This is a genomic window from Streptomyces sp. CNH189 (genome assembly GCF_000527195.1).
In genome coordinates this window covers 53,416-70,978 of sequence record NZ_AZUS01000016.1, presented here as the reverse complement: position 1 = coordinate 70,978, position 17,563 = coordinate 53,416, and the positions used below count along the sequence as shown (strand labels likewise).

14 protein-coding genes are annotated in these 17,563 nt (G+C 72.8%); 9 read left to right on the top strand and 5 right to left on the bottom strand.

Translation table 11 applies throughout. The features are described 5' to 3' along the window. Positions 1-395: 395 nt before the first annotated feature. Together B100_RS0121635 and B100_RS0121630 are read right to left on the bottom strand one after the other, a co-directional pair. The gene (locus tag B100_RS0121635) at positions 396-821 is read right to left on the bottom strand and encodes a hypothetical protein (RefSeq protein WP_024886499.1); all 426 of its coding nucleotides are present in this window, start codon (positions 819-821) and stop codon (positions 396-398) included. 86 nt (positions 822-907) lie between these two features. Further along, complete coding sequence (locus tag B100_RS0121630; protein WP_024886498.1) at positions 908-2,638, bottom strand: LCP family glycopolymer transferase; 1,731 nt, start codon at positions 2,636-2,638, stop codon at positions 908-910. Positions 2,639-2,907: 269 nt separating this feature from the next. On the opposite strand from B100_RS0121630, the gene B100_RS0121625 reads away from it, so the two are divergent. Together B100_RS0121625 and B100_RS0121620 are read left to right on the top strand one after the other, a co-directional pair. Then, positions 2,908-3,750, top strand: a complete 843-nt coding sequence (locus B100_RS0121625; protein WP_024886497.1) for a MurR/RpiR family transcriptional regulator — start codon at positions 2,908-2,910, stop codon at positions 3,748-3,750. 153 nt (positions 3,751-3,903) lie between these two features. Then, positions 3,904-4,488 carry a hypothetical protein gene (locus B100_RS0121620; protein ID WP_037723232.1) on the top strand — a complete coding sequence of 195 codons (585 nt, stop codon included), beginning with the start codon at positions 3,904-3,906 and terminating at the stop codon, positions 4,486-4,488. Positions 4,489-4,853: 365 nt separating this feature from the next. On the opposite strand, the gene B100_RS0121615 is transcribed toward B100_RS0121620, so the two are convergent. After that, the gene (locus tag B100_RS0121615) at positions 4,854-6,248 is read right to left on the bottom strand and encodes a diaminopimelate decarboxylase (protein WP_024886495.1); all 1,395 of its coding nucleotides are present in this window, start codon (positions 6,246-6,248) and stop codon (positions 4,854-4,856) included. A gap of 121 nt (positions 6,249-6,369) precedes the next feature. Between B100_RS0121615 and hutU the strand changes: the two genes are divergently transcribed. Genes hutU through hutI form a run of 4 tightly spaced genes read left to right on the top strand, consistent with a single transcriptional unit; the run spans position 6,370 to position 11,889 of the window. Then, positions 6,370-8,088: a urocanate hydratase gene (gene hutU, locus B100_RS0121610; RefSeq protein WP_078541077.1), complete on the top strand. Its 1,719-nt coding sequence runs from the start codon at positions 6,370-6,372 to the stop codon at positions 8,086-8,088. Further along, positions 8,085-9,359 carry an allantoate amidohydrolase gene (locus B100_RS0121605; protein WP_024886493.1) on the top strand — a complete coding sequence of 425 codons (1,275 nt, stop codon included), beginning with the start codon at positions 8,085-8,087 and terminating at the stop codon, positions 9,357-9,359. The genes hutU and B100_RS0121605 overlap by 4 nt, the downstream gene beginning before the upstream one ends. After that, positions 9,356-10,699, top strand: a complete 1,344-nt coding sequence (locus B100_RS0121600; RefSeq protein ID WP_024886492.1) for a formimidoylglutamate deiminase — start codon at positions 9,356-9,358, stop codon at positions 10,697-10,699. The genes B100_RS0121605 and B100_RS0121600 overlap by 4 nt, the downstream gene beginning before the upstream one ends. A 32-nt stretch (positions 10,700-10,731) precedes the next feature. Further along, positions 10,732-11,889: an imidazolonepropionase gene (hutI, locus tag B100_RS0121595; protein WP_486585678.1), complete on the top strand. Its 1,158-nt coding sequence runs from the start codon at positions 10,732-10,734 to the stop codon at positions 11,887-11,889. Between the two features lie 109 nt (positions 11,890-11,998). On the opposite strand, the gene B100_RS0121590 is transcribed toward hutI, so the two are convergent. Continuing rightward, complete coding sequence (locus tag B100_RS0121590) at positions 11,999-12,913, bottom strand: RNA polymerase sigma factor SigF (RefSeq protein WP_024886490.1); 915 nt, start codon at positions 12,911-12,913, stop codon at positions 11,999-12,001. Positions 12,914-13,164: 251 nt separating this feature from the next. Between B100_RS0121590 and B100_RS0121585 the strand changes: the two genes are divergently transcribed. Both B100_RS0121585 and B100_RS0121580 read left to right on the top strand, forming a co-directional pair. After that, a complete protein-coding gene (locus B100_RS0121585; protein ID WP_024886489.1) occupies positions 13,165-13,542 on the top strand; it encodes an STAS domain-containing protein in 378 nt (125 codons plus the stop codon). 242 nt (positions 13,543-13,784) lie between these two features. After that, positions 13,785-14,348 (top strand): ATP-binding protein, encoded by a 564-nt coding sequence (locus tag B100_RS0121580; RefSeq protein ID WP_024886488.1) that lies wholly within the window; start codon positions 13,785-13,787, stop codon positions 14,346-14,348. Between the two features lie 514 nt (positions 14,349-14,862). Here B100_RS0121580 and B100_RS0121575 read toward each other — a convergent pair. Beyond that, on the bottom strand, positions 14,863-16,359 hold the full coding sequence (locus B100_RS0121575) for an oligopeptide:H+ symporter (RefSeq protein WP_024886487.1): 1,497 nt from the start codon (positions 16,357-16,359) through the stop codon (positions 14,863-14,865). Between the two features lie 518 nt (positions 16,360-16,877). On the opposite strand from B100_RS0121575, the gene B100_RS0121565 reads away from it, so the two are divergent. Then, positions 16,878-17,555, top strand: a complete 678-nt coding sequence (locus B100_RS0121565; RefSeq protein ID WP_024886486.1) for a response regulator transcription factor — start codon at positions 16,878-16,880, stop codon at positions 17,553-17,555. The last annotated feature ends 8 nt before the right edge of the window (positions 17,556-17,563 follow it).

The window sequence follows — 17,563 nt, the reverse complement described above, 5'->3', positions numbered from 1 at the left end:
CGCGCGGGTGTGGCCGGCGGGCCCTTCGCGGAAGTGGTACGAGCACGTCACGCCCGCGCAGCACTCGCTTAACACAGCTCGGGCACATTGGTGGATGTCGGCGGGACGGGAGCGGCTCCCCGTTCCGGCCGACGGCCACAAGGCGTCGAAGGACCTCCGGAGCGGCTCCCGGACCTCCATGGACGCCTGTGACGCGCACCGCGCCCAGCGCGCGGAGCGTCTTCGCGGGGACCGCCGTCGTCCCGCCCCCCGGCAACGGGGGTGCGGCGGTCCCCGCGCCAAGCGTTTTCCGGTGTGAAGCCCGGCTTCCCATGTGAATCGGTTGCCAGTGTGGAGCCCGGCTTCCCGTGTGAAGCCCGACGGCCGCCTCACGCGGCCGCCGGGCCTCGTACGGCTCAGTCCTCCCAGGCGTCGTCGCCGCGCGCCGAGCGGCGGCGGCCGAACAGGGAGGGGTTGGTGCGGGCGGCCTGGACGACGTTCACGCCGACGATCCCCGCCCAGGCCACCAGCAGACCGGGCAGATCGGCCACGCCCCCGCCGATCGCGGACAGCGGCACCGCCAGCACCAGCGACACGATGCCGAAGCCGAACCGCTCGCCCCAGGAGTCCGTCACCTGCGGCGAGCGCGCGTCCCGGGCGGTCGTCATCTGCTGCTCGGCCAGCTGCCGGCGCACCCGGCGCTCCACCGCGCCGTCGATGCGCTGGTCGACCTTCTCCAGGAACGAGTCCACCAGGGCGGACTCGTAGTCCTCGCCCAGTTCCCTGCGGGCCTGCAGGGAGGCGTCGAGTTCCTTCTTCAGCTCGGTGTCCCGCGCGTCCATTCCCGTCATGCCTCACAAGGTAGGCACGCGGGAGCACGCCCGCACTGGGGGTAACCCCCGTTCCCGCCCTCGGGTTGGCCGCTGTCTCAGCCCTTGCACATCTTCTCGTCGGCCCGGGACTGCGGGACGTCGACCTTCTTCGGCGTCGCGACGGGCACCCCGGCCCCCTTGAAGTCCGGGCCGAGGGTGAGCGTCATCGGCTCCGTCTCGCCGGCTTCCCCGGTGCCGGGCTTCAGCGCGGCGGCGGGCAGCCCCATCAGATCGGCGAGCTTGCGGGCCTGATCGGCCTGATCCGGCGCGTACACGAGCTGAGTGCGGGCGACCTTCGCGGGGGCGTTGCCCTGGTTCGACGACCGGGACACCCCCTCGCTGTTCTGCAGCCAGGCGACCGTGTCCTGGGCCGCGCCCTGAGGCCCGCCGCCGTTGAGGACGTCCACGCGCACGGCGGACGCCTCGGCCCGCGGACCGTTCAGCAGCGCCTGCTGCTTGTCCTTGGCCTTCTTCTGCTGCTTCTTCACCTCGGTGAACGACACGTCGTCCCGCAGCATGGAGAACACCTGCGGGGCCTTGACCGGGTCCGGGACGACAGTCACGGGCGTCGGCTCGTCCGGGTTGTCGATCACCGGGAGCATCATCAGCGTGATGTTCTTCAGGTCGATCTTCCCCAGCTCCTTGGCGAGGGTCAGCAGCTTGGTGGGGCTGCCGATGCCCTTGTCCACGGTGAGGGACTTGGTGGCCGCGTCGGCGACGTCCAGCATCTTCGCCGGGTTGCCGAGGGTGTCCTCCTTGAGCCGGCGCAGCATCGACGCGACGAACTTCTGCTGCATCCCGATCCGGTCCAGGTCGCTCTCGTTCTTCAGGCCGTGCCGGTTGCGCAGGAACGACAGCGCCTGCTCGCCCTGGATGGTGCTCGGGCCGGCCGGGAGGTCGAGCTTGGTCCCGCCGTCGAGGTCCTTGAGGGGCTTCTCCAGACACACCTCGACACCGCCGACCGCCGTGGACAGCGTCTTGACGGCGTTGAAGTCGAACATCATGAAGTGGTCCACGTCCAGGCCGGTCAGCTGCTCCACCGTGCGCATGGTGCACCCCGGGTCACGGCCCGCCACGCCGTAGGACTCGTTGAACCGGGTGCCCTCGGAGCCGGGGATCGTCTTCGTCGAGCCGTCGGACTGCCGGGTGTCGCAGTCCGGTATCTCCGTCATCAGGTCCCGGGGGATGCTCACCACCGTCGCGTTGGAGCGGTCCTCGGCGACGTGGAACAGCAGTGTGGTGTCGGCGTGCCCGGTCACGTTGTCCCGGTCGCCGTAGGCCTCGTTGCCCTTGCCGGTGCGGACGTCGTTGCCGATGACGAGGATGTTGGCCGGGCCGTCCGCGAGGGCCGTGTCGCTGCCCACGTCACCGATGTCGACGGTGTCGATGTTGCCGTAGAGGCGGTCGTACCAGTAGTACGCGAACGCCGAGCCGCCGACGAGGACCAGGCCCATGACACCCCCGGTCCACAGCAGCGCCTTGCGCCTGCCGCTCCGGCGGGGCTGCTTGCGCTTGCGACGGCCGGCGTCGCGGCCGTCCTCCGGGCCGGGGCCGTCCTCCCGGTCCGGGGCGGGGCGGCGGTCGCGCCGGCCGGGGGTGGGGATGCGCGGGGCGGTGTCCGTGCCCATGCCCTTGTCCGTGCGCGGGGCGCTGCGCTGCCGGGGGAACGCGGGCGTCGGCGGCGCGGATCCGTCCAGCCTCAGCTCGTAGTCGCCGGTCCGCGGATTGAGCACCCACTGGTCGGCGGGATCGGTCCCGTCCGTCTGCCCACCACTGTGCGCGTCCACGCCCCCACCCCGTCCTCCGTCATGCGCCCCGTGGGGCACCTGCGCACCAAAGCGCTTAATTGTTCGAGGAGTTACGCTAACCGGCCGACCGGTCGATCGCCGACGTCGTAGCAAAATCGTCGAGATCCGGATCTGTCCGCGAACCGGGCACGGGGTGCGATCTCCGCCCAACGCGGCACCCGCCCGGCGTGGTGTGCCGTGCGGCTGTATAACGGCATGCAGAAGTCACGACGGATGAATGGGCCGCAGGGCCGAGGGGGAGTCAGGTCATGAGCGGCACCGAGAGCCCCGCGGCGCGTCTCCAGGCGCTCTTCGAGGGGCACCGGCTGACGCCGACCCAGCGGCGCATCGCCCACAGCATGGTGCGGCGCGCCGCCGACGTGCCGTTCCTGTCGAGCGTGGAACTGGCCGAGCTGGCCGGGGTCAGCCAGCCGTCCGTGACCCGCTTCGCCGTCGCCCTCGGCTTCGACGGCTATCCGGCGCTGCGCCGGCACCTGCGCGAGGTCGCGCCCGCCGAACCCGCCCCGGAGACCGGCTCGTACAACGAGTACCAGCAGGCCGTCGAGGCCGAGATCGAGAACCTGCGCCATCTCGCGGAGGTACTGGCCGATCCGGAGCCCGTGCGGCGGGCGGGGCGCGTGCTGGCCGGGAGCCGGCCGCTGCCCGTGCTCGGCCTGCGGGCGGCCGCCGCCCAGGCGCACGGTTTCGCCTACTTCGCCGCCAAGGTCCATCCCGACGTACGGCTGCTCAACGAGGGCGGCACGATGCTGTACGACCGGATCGACGCGGCGGCCCGGGCCGGGGCGCGGGCCCTGCTGTGCTTCGCGCTGCCCCGGCACCCGCGCGAGGTCCTCGACGCCCTCGCCCACGCCAAGGAGGCGGGGCTGACCGTCGTCGCCGTCGCCGACTCGCCGTTCGCGCCGGTCGCCAAGGTGTCCGACCTGCTGCTGCCGGCCGCCGTCGGCACCGGGCTGGTCTTCGACACCGCCTGCGCGCCGATGCTGCTGGGCCGGGTGCTGCTGGAGGCGATGTGCGACGACCTCCCCGACGCGCAGGCGCGGCTGGAGGAGTTCGACACCCGGGCGGCTGCGCGCGGGCTGTTCACCGAGTGACGGGGGCGCGGCGCCGGTCGCCGCGTCTTCTCAGACTCGTCTCAGCTTGTCCCGCTAGCGTCCGTCGCACGGGACTTCCCTCGACGCGCCTCGGCGGGTAGGGATGTCCACGGGGTTGAGGACTTCCACGTTTCGGATGACGGGAGGCTGGACGTGACGCGCGGAGGACAGGGGCTGGCCCGGGTGGCCGTCGTCGTGCGGGCCGGAGCGGCGCCGCTGTGGTGGCTGGGCATCGTCGCCGCAGGCATCGGGGTGTTCGTGCCGGGACTGACGGGGCGTCGGATCGGTGTGCTCGGGGGAGCCGCGCTGTTCATCGTGGCCGCGGCGCTGGTGGCGTGGACCCGGCGGGGCCGCTACCGCGCGCTGGCCCGCTCGGCGGCCCGCGCGGGCCGGCACGACGTGCTGCAGGACCGTGCGGTGACCGCGCGCAACTGGCGCCGGGCGCACCGCTGGTGGCTGCTGCTCGCGTTCCTCGCCGCGCTCGGCTCGGCGTTCGCGGCACCGGCGGCCGCCGGTCTGCTGCTCGCCGGGTGCGGTGCGGGGCTGTGGCTGAAGGCGGCGTGGATCGGCCGGCTGGAACGGGACGACGACGTGCTGCTGTGGGTGCGTGTCGACTGGTTGCGCGCGGGGGCGGGACGACCCGCCGGCCCGGCGGTCAAGGCCTACCGCAGCACGGGCATCGCGGCAGGCGACGCGGCCCCGGGCGGCGCCCGCCGCCGCCTCACGACAGCGGCGTAGGCGAAACCGGGGCGCGGGGCGCCCGCACCCCGGTGCTCGCGGGCGCGCACGGTGCGGCGGGGCGGGTGTTTGCCCGGCCATGAGCTGTGGCACGCCCGTCACCGCCTCACGGTGGCCGCGTAGCGAGGCCAGGGGTGCGGGCGTGGCCCGGCCCGGGTCGTGCGGGCGTAGGCCGCCGCGCGCGGGGTGCCGGTGGGGTGGGTGTCCGCCGCCCGGCCCCACCCCGCCCACGCACAGTCCCCAGAGGCCGGCGCGGGGCGGCGGATCCGGAGCGCGGGGGCGGCTTGGCGGGCGTCTTCCGGGCGGCGGGGCGTGCCTTGTTTGCCCGGGTGCCGACCGGGGGGCGGGAGTCCGCCCCCTCACCGTCACGCCGGAGGTGTGGTCGCCAGGGTTGTCAGGGCGTTCGTGTGGGCCGCGCCTGATTCGGTGACGATCTCCTCGATCGGCTGGGCCGGGCGTACCGTCGCGAACGTGACGCCGCCCGCCCCGTCCGGGGAGAACCCGAGGACGGCGGGCCGGGGCAGCGAGTTGTACGCGTAGTGGTGCGCGAAGTAGTACGCACCGGTGTCCAGCGCCGCCGCGTAGTCCCCCTGCTCCAGCAGCGGCAGCTCCTGCCCCTGCGCCAGCAGGTCGCCCGCGAAGCAGGCGGGCCCCGCCACGTCCTGCACCACCGGCAGTCCCTCCTTGGGGCGCCCCTTCTGGTCGTACGCGGCGATCCGCAGCGGCCACGACCCCGGCGCGTACACGGTCCGCGTCGCCACCTGCACGCCCGCGTGGGTCACCGCGACCGGCCGGCCGCCCGCGCTCTTGGCGTACTCCACGCGCGCGACCACCGTGCCGTGCTTGGCCAGCAGCGACCGGCCGAACTCGGTGACCAGCCCGTACCGCCCGTCGAACAGCCCCGGCACCGTCTCCTTCAGCAGCCGCGCGTACTCCGCGTAGGTCGGGCGGGTCTCCTCGGAGGCGAAGTTCACCGGCAGTCCGCCGCCGATGTCGAGGGTGTCGACCTGGCGCCGCCCGGCCCGCCGGTTGATCTCCTCCGCCAGCTCGTACGTCTCCGCGACCCCGCGCGCCATCATCGACAGGGCGATGCCCTGCGAGCCGGTGTGCGCGTGCAGCCGGGTCAGCCACGGCCGGTCCAGATACGCCCGGACCACCCACTCCCGCGCCCCCTCGTCGCGCAGCGCCACACCGAACTTCGACGTCGCCGTGGCCGTCGACAGCGCCTCGATGGAGCCGCCGCCCACCTGCGGGTTCACCCGGATGCCTATGGGGGAGCGGGGGTCCGCTCCGGCCACCAGGGCGTCGAGGCGCGCCAGCTCCTGCGGGTTGTCCGCGTTGACGGCGATGCCCAGCGCCAGCGCCTCCCGCAGTTCGGAGAGCGTCTTGGCCGGGGAGTCCAGGACCGTGCGCTCCGGCTCCACGCCCGCCGCGCGCGCGAGCGCCAGCTCACCCGGGCTCGCCACCTCCGCGCCGATGCCCTCCGCGCGCAGCAGCCGCAGCACCGGCACCAGCGGGCTCGCCTTCACCGCGAAGGCGTGCAGCACCGGCGTGCCGGGCGCGGTCACCTTCTCGAAGGCGGCCCGCAGCGCGGCCGCCGACTCCCGGATGCCGGTGACGTCCAGCAGCGCCACGAGCGGTACGTCGTCGTTGAGCAGCCCCTGCTCCACGGCCGCCCGCACCGCCGCGTGCCGCCGCCGGGCCGCCCCGCCCGTCACGTCGTCGGTGCCGTCCTCGGTCTGTTCGGTGTTCGCACGCATGCATCCAGCCAAACATCCTCCGCCCCGGACCGACGACACACCCCCGGTATTGACTAGGTCTATTCAGCTGCCGAGGATATGAATACCCGCAGACGTCGTCGGCACCCTGGAGGCACCCCCCATGTCCGGACCCCGCCCGCCCGTCTCCCGCCGCCACCCTCAACCGAGGCCCGACGGGCCGCCCCCCGGTCCCGTACGAGCGCCACGCGGCACCGAGCTGAGCGCCCTCGGCTGGCAGCAGGAGGCCGCCCTGCGGATGCTGCAGAACAACCTCGACCCGGAGGTCGCCGAGCACCCCGACAAGCTCGTCGTCTACGGCGGCACCGGCAAGGCGGCCCGCGACTGGCGCTCCTTCGACGCCATGGTCCGCACACTGAGGACCCTCAAGCAGGACGAGACGATGCTCGTCCAGTCCGGCCGACCGGTCGGCGTCATGCAGACCCACGAGTGGGCACCGCGCGTCCTCCTCGCCAACTCCAACCTCGTCGGCGACTGGGCGAACTGGGAGGAGTTCCGCCGCCTGGAGGCCCTCGGCCTGACCATGTACGGGCAGATGACCGCCGGCTCCTGGATCTACATCGGCACCCAGGGCATCCTCCAGGGCACCTACGAGACCTTCGCCGCCGTCGCCGCGAAGCGGTTCGGCGGCACCCTGGCCGGCACCATCACCCTCACCGCCGGACTCGGCGGCATGGGCGGCGCCCAGCCCCTCGCGGTCACCATGAACGACGGCGTCGCGATCTGCGTCGACTGCGACCCGCGCGCCATCGACCGCCGTATCGAGCACCGGTACCTGGACGTGCGGGCCGACTCCCTGGACCATGCGCTGCGGCTGGCCGTCGAGGCCCGCGACAAGCGCGAGCCGCTGTCCATCGGCGTCCTCGGCAACGCCGCCGAGGTCGTCCCGCGGCTGCTCGCCATGGGCGCCCCCGTCGACATCGTCACCGACCAGACCTCCGCCCACGACCCGCTGGCCTACCTGCCCGTCGGGACCGCCTTCGAGGACATGGCCGACGCCGCCGCCAAGGACCCGGCCGGCTTCACCACCCGCGCCCGCGAGTCGATGGCCCGGCACGTCGAGGCGATGGTCGGCTTCCAGGACGCCGGCGCCGAGGTGTTCGACTACGGCAACTCCATCCGCGGCGAGGCCCAGCTCGCCGGCTACGACCGGGCGTTCGCCTTCCCCGGCTTCGTCCCCGCGTACATCCGCCCGCTGTTCTGCGAGGGCAAGGGCCCCTTCCGCTGGGCCGCGCTGTCCGGTGACCCCGCCGACATCGCCAGGACCGACAAGGCGATCCTCGACCTCTTCCCGGAGAACGAGTCCCTCGCCCGCTGGATCAAGCTGGCCGGGGAGCGGGTCCACTTCCAGGGCCTGCCCGCCCGCATCTGCTGGCTCGGCTACGGCGAGCGCGACAAGGCCGGCGAGCGCTTCAACGACATGGTGGCGAGCGGGGAGCTGTCCGCGCCGGTCGTCATCGGCCGGGACCACCTCGACTGCGGGTCCGTGGCCTCCCCCTACCGGGAGACCGAGGCCATGCTGGACGGGTCCGACGCCATCGCCGACTGGCCGCTGCTCAACGCCATGGTGAACGTGGCCTCGGGCGCCTCCTGGGTGTCCCTGCACCACGGCGGCGGCGTCGGCATGGGGCGGTCGATCCACGCCGGACAGGTGACCGTGGCCGACGGCACCGCGCTGGCCGGCGAGAAGATCCGGCGGGTGCTCACCAACGACCCCGGCATGGGCGTCATCCGTCACGTCGACGCGGGCTACGACATCGCGGAGTCGGTGGCGGACGAGCGCGGCGTGCGGGTCCCCATGCGCGAGGGCGACCCGGCATGACGGACCGCGCGCACGCCACCCCGCAGGCGCCCGCACGGCCCGCCTCCGAGGGGGACTCCTTCCACGAGATGTGGCGGCAACTGCTGCCCGTCGGGCGGAACGCGGCCTCCGGCGGCTACCGCAGGTTCGCCTGGACCGGCGCCGACGCCGACTGCCGGGACTGGTTCCGCGAGCAGGCCCGCCGGCGCGGCCTGGTCTACGAGGTGGACCGCAACGGCAACCAGTGGGCCTGGCTCGGCGACCCGGCCGCCGGGGACGCCGTGGTCACCGGGTCGCACCTGGACTCCGTGCCCGACGGCGGGGCCTTCGACGGCCCCCTCGGCGTGGTCTCCGCCTTCGCCGCCCTCGACGAACTGCGCCGCCGGGGCGTGCGCCCGGTCAGGCCGCTCGGCGTCGTCAACTTCGGGGACGAGGAGGGCGCCCGCTTCGGGCTCGCCTGCGTCGGCTCCCGGCTCACCGCCGGCGCGCTCACCGTGGAGCAGGCCCACCGGCTCACCGACGCCGACGGCATCACCCTCCCGCAGGCCCTGGAGGCCGCGGGACACGACCCCGACGCCATCGGCCCGGACCCCGTACGGCTGTCCCGCATCGGGGCCTTCGTCGAACTCCACGTCGAGCAGGGCCGGGCGCTGGACCTGACCGGCGACCCGGTCGGCGTCGCGTCCGCCATCTGGCCGCACGGCCGCTGGCGGTTCGACTTCCGCGGCGAGGCCAACCACGCCGGCACCACCCGCCTCACCGACCGGCACGACCCGATGCTGCCGTACGCGGAGACCGTCCTCGCCGCCCGCCGCGAGGCCGAACGCGCGGGCGCCGTCGCCACCTTCGGCAAGCTCACCGTCGAACCCAACGGCGTCAACGCCGTGCCCTCCCTGGTGCGCGGCTGGCTCGACTCCCGCGCCGCCGACCAGGAGCGGCTGGACCTCGTGGTCGGCGGGGTGGAACGGGCCGCCCGCGCCCACGCCGCCGCTCACGGCGTCCACCTCGACGTCGAACGCGAGTCCTTCACGCCCGTCGTCGAGTTCGACCACGCCCTGCGCGACGCACTCGCCCGCATCCTGGGCACCTCCGCCGGCCTGAGGGTGCCCGTCCTCGGCACCGGCGCCGGACACGACGCCGGAATCCTCTCGGGGCGCGTCCCGACCGCCATGCTGTTCGTACGCAACCCCACCGGCGTCTCGCACTCCCCGGCCGAGTCCGCCACCGAGGACGACTGCGCGGCCGGGGTCCTCGCCCTCGCCGACGTACTGGAAGGACTGGCCGCCCCGTGACCGCCACCCCGCGGACGTACTGGCTGGAGCACGCCTGGCTCGGCACCCATGTCGAGCCGGGCGTCGCCGTGGACGTGACGGACGGGCGCATCGCCGCCGTCCGCACCGACACCCCCGCACCGCCGCCCGGCGCCGAGATCCTGCGCGGACTGACCCTCCCCGGGCTGGCGAACGCCCACAGCCACGCCTTCCACCGCGCCCTGCGCTCCACCGTCCAGGTCGGCTCCGGCACCTTCTGGACCTGGCGCGAGATCATGTACGCCACTTCCGAGCGGCTCACCCCGGACCGCTACCACGCCCTCGCCCGGGCCGTGTACGCGGAGATGGCGCTGGCCGGCATCACCACCGTCGGCGAGTTCCACTACGTGCACCACGCACCTGGCGGCACGCCCTACGCCGACCCCAACGCCATGGGGGAGGCGCTCCTCGCGGCCGCCGCCGAGGCCGGCATCCGCATCACCCTCCTCGACGCCGCCTACCTCTCCTCCGGCTTCGGCCGCCCGCCCACCGCCCACCAGCTCCGCTTCTCCGACGGCGACGCGGACGCCTGGGCCGCACGCTCTTCACTTCTCAAGGACCAGGACCACGCACGGATCGGCGCGGCCGTGCACTCCGTACGGGCCGTGCCGGCCGAGCAGTTGGCGACCGTGGCGCGCTGGGCCGAGGAACGGCGGGCCCCGCTGCACGTGCACCTGTCCGAGCAGACCGCCGAGAACGACGCCTGCCGCGAGGCGCACGGCTGCACCCCCGCCCAACTGCTCGCCCTGCACGGCGTACTGGGTCCGCGCACCACCGGCGTGCACAACACCCACCTCACCGCCGAGGACGTCGCGCTGATCGGCGGCAGCGGCACCGGCACCTGCATGTGCCCGACGACCGAACGCGACCTCGCCGACGGCATCGGACCCGCCGTGGCCCTGCAGAACGAGGGCTCCCCGCTCAGCCTCGGCTCCGACAGCCACGCCGTCGTCGACCTCTTCGAGGAGGCGCGCGCGATGGAGCTGAACGAGCGGCTGCGCACCCGCACCCGGGGCCACTGGACGGCCGCGGCCCTGCTGCGCGCCGCCACCGCCGACGGCCACGCGGCCCTCGGCTGGGACGACACCGGCACCCTCGAGGCCGGGGCGCGCGCCGACCTCACCACCGTCGCGCTGGACTCGGTCAGGACAGCGGGGCCGCTGCCCAGGCTGGGCGCCGAGACGGCCGTATTCGCCGCGACGGCCGCCGATGTGCGGCACACGGTCGTGGCCGGCCGGCACGTGGTGCGCGACGGGGCGCACACGCTGGTCCCCGACGTGCCCGGAGCCCTCGCGCAGGCAGTCCAGGCACTGCGCGCCTGACGACCCATGAGGACACCATGAGCGCCACGGTCATCACCAACATCGCCACGCTGGTCACCAACGACCCCTCCCTCCACGACTCGGACCCGCTCGGCCTGCTCCGCGACGCGGCCGTCGTCGTCGAGGACGACCGCGTCGTGTGGACCGGTGCTTCCAGCCAAGCACCCGCCACTGACAACCGGGTCGACGCCGGTGGCCGCGCGGTCCTGCCGGGGTTCGTCGACTCGCACTCCCACCTGGTGTTCGCCGGGGACCGCACCGAGGAGTTCAACGCCCGCATGTCGGGCCGCCCGTACAGCGCCGGGGGCATCCGCACCACCGTCGCCGCGACCCGGGCGGCGGACGACGCGGAGTTGGAGGCCACCCTCACCCGCCACCTCGCGGAGGCGCTGCGCCAGGGCACCACGACCTTCGAGACCAAGTCCGGCTACGGCCTGACCGTCGAGGACGAGGCCCGCGCCCTGCGGCTGGCCGCCCGCCACACCGACGAGGTCACCTACCTCGGCGCGCACATCGTGGCCCCCGAGTACGCGGACGACCCGTCGGGTTACGTGGCCCTGGTCACCGGGGAGATGCTGGACGCCTGCGCGCCGCACGCCCGCTGGATCGACGTCTTCTGCGAGAAGGGGGCCTTCGACGGCGACCAGGCCCGCGCGATCCTCACCGCCGGCAAGGCCAAGGGCCTGCATCCGCGGATCCACGCCAACCAGCTCTCGTACGGCCCCGGCGTGCGGCTGGCCGTCGAGCTGGACGCGGCCAGCGCCGACCACTGCACGCACCTCACCGACGCGGACGTGGACGCGCTGGCGAGCGGCGCGACCGTCGCCACGCTGCTGCCCGGCGCCGAGTTCTCCACCCGCGCCGCCTGGCCGGACGCCCGGCGGCTGCTGGACGCGGGGGCGACCGTGGCGCTGTCCACCGACTGCAACCCCGGTTCGTCCTTCACCTCGTCGGTGCCGTTCTGTGTCGCGCTCGCCGTGCGGGACATGGGGATGACGCCCGACGAGGCCGTCTGGTCGGCCACGGCGGGCGGTGCGGCGGCCCTGCGGCGCACCGACATCGGGCGTCTCGTCCCCGGCGCGTACGCGGACCTGGTACTGCTCGACGCGCCCAGCCACGTCCACCTCGCCTACCGGCCGGGCGTCCCGCTGGTCACGGGCGTCTGGAGGCGGGGCGTACGGGTGCTCTGAGGCGGTCCGGACGGTCGCGGCGTACGGATGTGTCAAGCGTCACGCCACCGAACAGGGGGCGGCCCGGAAACGGGCCGCCCCCTGGAGGACGAGCGTCAGGCGGGGAGGGTCACTCCTCGACCGTGAGCCCCTTGCGCAGCTTCACCAGCGTCCGGGACAACAGACGGGAGACGTGCATCTGGGAGATGCCGAGCTCCTCGCCGATCTCCGACTGGGTCATGCCCGCAACGAAGCGCAGCGAGAGGATCTTGCGGTCGCGCGAGGGGAGTTCGGCGATCAGCGGCTTCAAGGACTCGATGTACTCGATGCCTTCGAGTCCGTGGTCCTCGTAGCCGATCCGGTCCGCCAGCGCGCCCTCGGCGTCGTCCTCCTCCGGCTGGGCGTCCAGCGAGGAGGCGGTGTAGGCGTTCGACGCCGCCATGCCCTCGACGACCTCGTCGCTGGTGATGCCCAGACGGTCCGCCAGCTCGGCCACTGTCGGCGCGCGGTCGAGCTGCTGGGCGAGTTCGTCACCGGCCTTGGCCAGGTCGAGCCGCAGCTCCTGCAGCCGGCGCGGCACGCGCACGGACCACGAGGTGTCGCGGAAGAAACGCTTGATCTCGCCGATGATGGTCGGCATCGCGAAGGTGGGGAACTCCACACCGCGCATGTGCTCGAAGCGGTCGATCGCCTTGATCAGGCCGACGGTGCCGACCTGGATGATGTCCTCCATGGGCTCGCTGCGCGAGCGGAACCGGGAGGCGGCGAACTTGACCAGGGCGAGGTTCAGTTCGACAAGTGTGTTGCGTACGTACGAGTACTCGTGCGTGCCTTCGGCGAGCGACTCCAGGCGCTCGAAGAGGGTCTTGGACAGAGCCCGCGCGTCCACCGGGCCCACCTCGTCGTACGGGGGGATCTCCGGCAGTCCGGCGAGTAGGCCGTCCGCGACGACCTCCAGGTCGTCCTGCTCGATGGGATCCAGATGTTCCGGAGGGGGTGTCGACGTCGCTTGATGGGTAGGCGATGCGTCGAGCCGGGGTGACATGATGTCCTCCATCGTTCTCGGCATATGGCTGCCGAAGCCGATACGTGCACTGCGGTGTGCGGCGCCTCCAAAGCCGGCCGTGGTCGGGTACGGGTCTTTACTAGCCCTATCGGCTACTCGAAGCATGCCGCAAGTGCGTTCTGTTCGCTTATGTCCGTTTGTGCGTGATTGTTAGAGTGTCGATGCGTGACCGGAAGGCGTAATGTTCGAGGGCGTCAGGAACAGCCACGACCTCGGGAGAGAGAGACGGCATGGACCGCGGGACGGTCGGCAGCGCACAGTCGGGCCGGCTTCTGGTCGAGGTGCGAGAAGAGGGCCCCAGTGCCGTCGTGACCCCGGCGGGTGAGTTGGACCACCACACCGCCGATCTGTTGCGGGAGCCACTGGAGGACTGCCTCGCCAAGGGTTTCAAGCGGCTCGTCATCGACTGCTCCCGGCTGGAGTTCTGTGACTCCACGGGGCTGAACGTGCTGCTCGGTGCCCGGCTCAAGGCCGAAGCGGCCGGAGGTGGTGTGCATCTCGCCGGGATGCAGCCCGTTGTCGCACGTGTGTTTGAAATCACGGGGGCGGACGCGGTGTTCGCCGTCCACGACACGCTTGAGGCGGCCCTGGCCGACGATTCGGCGTGACACGGGCGGGCGGGCCCGGCGGGGCGCTCGTACGGCTCCCGTCGGCCGACGGGTTTCCCCGGCGCGTCTTTTCGTGCGAACACGGGGGTGTTCCGGCGGTCGGCTCGGGCAGGAGACACCCTGAACGTCCCGGACGCGGTGGCCGGGCGGGTGCCGAGAACCATTCGGGCCGTCCGCGCGTGACTGACCGAGTACGGAAGATTTCGCATTGTGAACTGGTGACACGGTGAGGTGAAGCGCTGATGAGCACCACCCGGCCCTACTCGCCGGGCGACCGCGGTCCGGAGCCCGGCGGTGCTTCCGGGACGCCCGGGGGCGCTGCACCGATCGGGGGCGCCCAGGACGGCGGCGTGGCCGTGCCGACGGCTCCGGAGCCGGCTCCGGAGCCGACCGGTGACGCCCAGGTCCGTCGGCTGAGCTTCGAGGACCAGAGCGGTGTCGTGCCGCTCGCGCGGGACTTCACCCGGCAGGCGCTGTACGACTGGGGCTGGCTGCCCGCGGCCGCCGCGGACCGGCGGGCCGCCGCCGAGGACGTCCTGCTCGTCGTCTCCGAGCTGGTCACCAACGCGTGCCTGCACGCGGAGGGGCCGGACCTGATGACCATCACCTGCGACCGCAAAGTGATCCGGATCGAGGTCACCGACCGGGGCACGGGCCAGCCGTCCCCGCGTACGCCGCACCGGGCGGGGCGGCCGGGGGGACACGGCATGTTCATCGTCCAGCGCCTCTGCCTGGACTGGGGCGTCGTCCGCTCCGCGGATGTGGCGGGCAAGACGGTCTGGGCCGAACTCGGCACCCCGTCGTAACCCGGGCCATCCCCGGCCCCGGCCGCGTCCGGGCCGCACGCACCACGGCAGCGGCGGGCAGCGGGCCCCGCGCGGCGCGCACATCCCACCCGCCGCGCCCTACGGCAGCGGCGGGTGGCCGCGTACAGCAGCATCCCCTGCCCGCCCCTGAGCCCGCCGCACACCGCACCCCACGCCACTGACCCCGAGCCACCCCTCGCAGGCTCCTCAGCCCCGCCTGAGCGCCTCCTGAACCCACCCACGCGATCGGTGCTGCGGGGCCTTCAACCGGTCGCCCTGGACACCCGCCCCGCCTCCGCCCCGCTCCGGCGGCACCCACCGACCACCTGCCGCGCCTCAGGGGCACCCACCGACCACCTGCCGCGCCTCAGGGGCACCCACCGACCACCTGCCGCGCCCCAGGGGCACCCCATCCGCGCCCCAGACGCCCGCCCCCCACACACACACTCGGAGGGCCTCGCAGCCCAATGGCTGCGGGGCCCTCCGTCGAGTGGGGGTGCGGGTTACGGGTGGGTCAGCGGACGTCGCCCATCAGGGACTTCACCTTGTTGCGGTACATCCAGATCGCCACACCCGCCACGACGGCGAGCGTCGCCTCCAGGGCGACGATGCCCGTCTTGTTCAGGTCGACGCCGGCGATGGACAGCAGGCCGGTCGTCGCGTCACCGGCGGTGACGGCGAGGAACCAGACGCCCATCATCTGCGAGGCGTACTTCGCGGGCGCCATCTTCGTGGTGACCGACAGGCCGACCGGGGAGAGCAGCAGCTCACCGACGGTCTGGACGAAGTAGATCGCCACCAGCCACAGCGCCGCCGCCTTGTGACCGCCCTCGGCGATCGACAGCGGGGCCAGGAACAGGAAGAAGGAGACGCCGACCAGCGCCAGGCCGGAGGAGAACTTCACGATCGTGCTGGGCTCCTTGCCGCGCCGGTTCAGCGCGAGCCAGATCCAGGCGAAGACCGGGGCCAGGGCCATGATCAGGACCGGGTTGACCGACTGGTACCAGGAGACCGGGAAGTCCCAGCCCAGCACGCTGTTCTCGGCCGACGAGTCGGCGAAGATCGACAGGGTCGAGCCGCCCTGGTCGTAGATCATCCAGAAGATCGCGGCGGCGACGAAGAACCAGATGTACGCGGACATCTTCGACTGCTCGGTGCGGTCCAGGTCCTTGTCGCGCTTGATCCGCGCCAGCACCATCACCGGGATGATCACGCCGAGCAGGGTCAGCGGGACCAGGACCCAGTTCAGGGTGTAGTGGCCGGAGAACCCGAGGATCGCGTACGCGACGACGGCGACGCCCGCCCACAGCGCGGCCTTGCGCAGCGTGGAGGCCTTCTCCTCGGCCGACAGCGGCTTCGGGACGAGGCTGGACTGCGCGTCCAGGTGGCGGCTGCCCAGCAGGAACTGCGTGACGCCCAGACCCATGCCGACCGCGGCGAGCGCGAAGCCCAGGTGCCAGTTGACGCTCTCACCGATGGTGCCGATGATCAGCGGCGCGGCGAAGGCACCGAGGTTGATGCCCATGTAGAAGACGGTGAAGCCGCCGTCCCGGCGCGGGTCGTCCGGGCCCTTGTAGAGCTGGCCGACCATCGTGGAGATGTTGGCCTTCAGCAGACCGGAGCCGATCGCGACGAGCCCGAGGCCCGCGTAGAAGGTGCCCGAGTTGGGCAGGGCCAGCGTGAGGTGGCCCAGCATGATGATGCCGCCGGCGACGGCGACGGTCTTGCGGGGGCCCCAGACCCGGTCACCGAACCAGCCGCCCGGCATGGCGAGCAGGTACACCAGCGAGAGGTACACCGAGTAGATGGCGGTGGCGGTGCCCGCGCTCAGACCGAGTCCGCCCGGCGCGACGAGGTACAGCGGGAGCAGGGCCCTCATGCCGTAGTAGGAGAAACGCTCCCACATCTCGGTCATGAAGAGAGTGGCCAGTCCGCGGGGGTGGCCGAAGAAGGTCTTCTCGGATCCGGGGGTGCCCGGGGAGACCGAGTCCTTCGTCAGGCTGGACGCCATGGTCGTTCCTTGCTGTCGGGACGCGTCGCGCGAGGAGCGGGTACGCGCCCGGTGGGGGGCTGGCCGGCACCGGCAGGCCGTACCGTCCGCCCCACGCCCGGGGGGTGCCGCTCCGGATCACGGAGCGACGGACGGCGACCACCGGGATCCACACCTCCGCCGTGCGTCGACGCGCGGTGAAGGCCCGGCCACAGGTCATTGCTTCGGGGCCGGTACGACATACCGGCCCGCACACAAAAGAGACCTTCAGCGTCAACTGCCGCCAAAGGTCCCCACGGTGCAACAGGCGTTGATTCACCATACGGCAGGACAGTGCCGGATATGGAAGGACTTGAGACGTGAATCACAGGTTTCAAGGCGCCGTGATCAACCATTCGAAGGCCCTGCCCAGCATCGCACCCCACACCCTCAGGTCCGTACCAGGGTCCGTGGAGGTGAGAAACGGGTGAGCCGACGGTAAGAACCGAGCCAGGCGATCACACCCCTGCGGCCCGACCGGCGGGTCTACCATCATCGGCATGACCCGTGTACTGCTCGCCGAGGACGACGCGTCCATCTCGGAGCCGCTGGCCCGCGCCCTGCGCCGGGAGGGCTACGAAGTCGAGGTGCGTGAGGACGGACCCGGCGCACTGGACGCCGGAATGCAGGGCGGCGTCGACCTGGTCGTGCTGGACCTCGGACTGCCGGGCATGGACGGCCTGGAGGTCGCCCGCCGGCTCCGCGCCGAGGGGCACACGGTCCCGCTGCTGGTCCTCACCGCGCGCGCCGACGAGGTGGACACGGTCGTCGGCCTGGACGCGGGCGCCGACGACTACGTCACCAAGCCGTTCCGGCTCGCAGAGCTGCTGGCCCGGGTGCGGGCCCTGCTCCGGCGCGGCGCGGCCGAGCCGCAGCAGCCGCCGGCCACCCACGGGGTGCGCATCGACGTCGAGTCGCACCGGGCGTGGATGGGCGACGAGGAGTTGCAGCTCACCGCCAAGGAGTTCGACCTGCTGCGGGTCCTGGTGCGCGACGCGGGCCGGGTCGTCACCCGCGACCAGCTCATGCGCGAGGTCTGGGACACCACCTGGTGGTCCTCCACCAAGACCCTCGACATGCACATCTCCTGGCTGCGCAAGAAGCTCGGCGACGACGCGGCCAACCCCCGCTACATCGCCACCGTGCGCGGCGTGGGCTTCCGTTTCGAGAAGAGCTGAACCCCCGC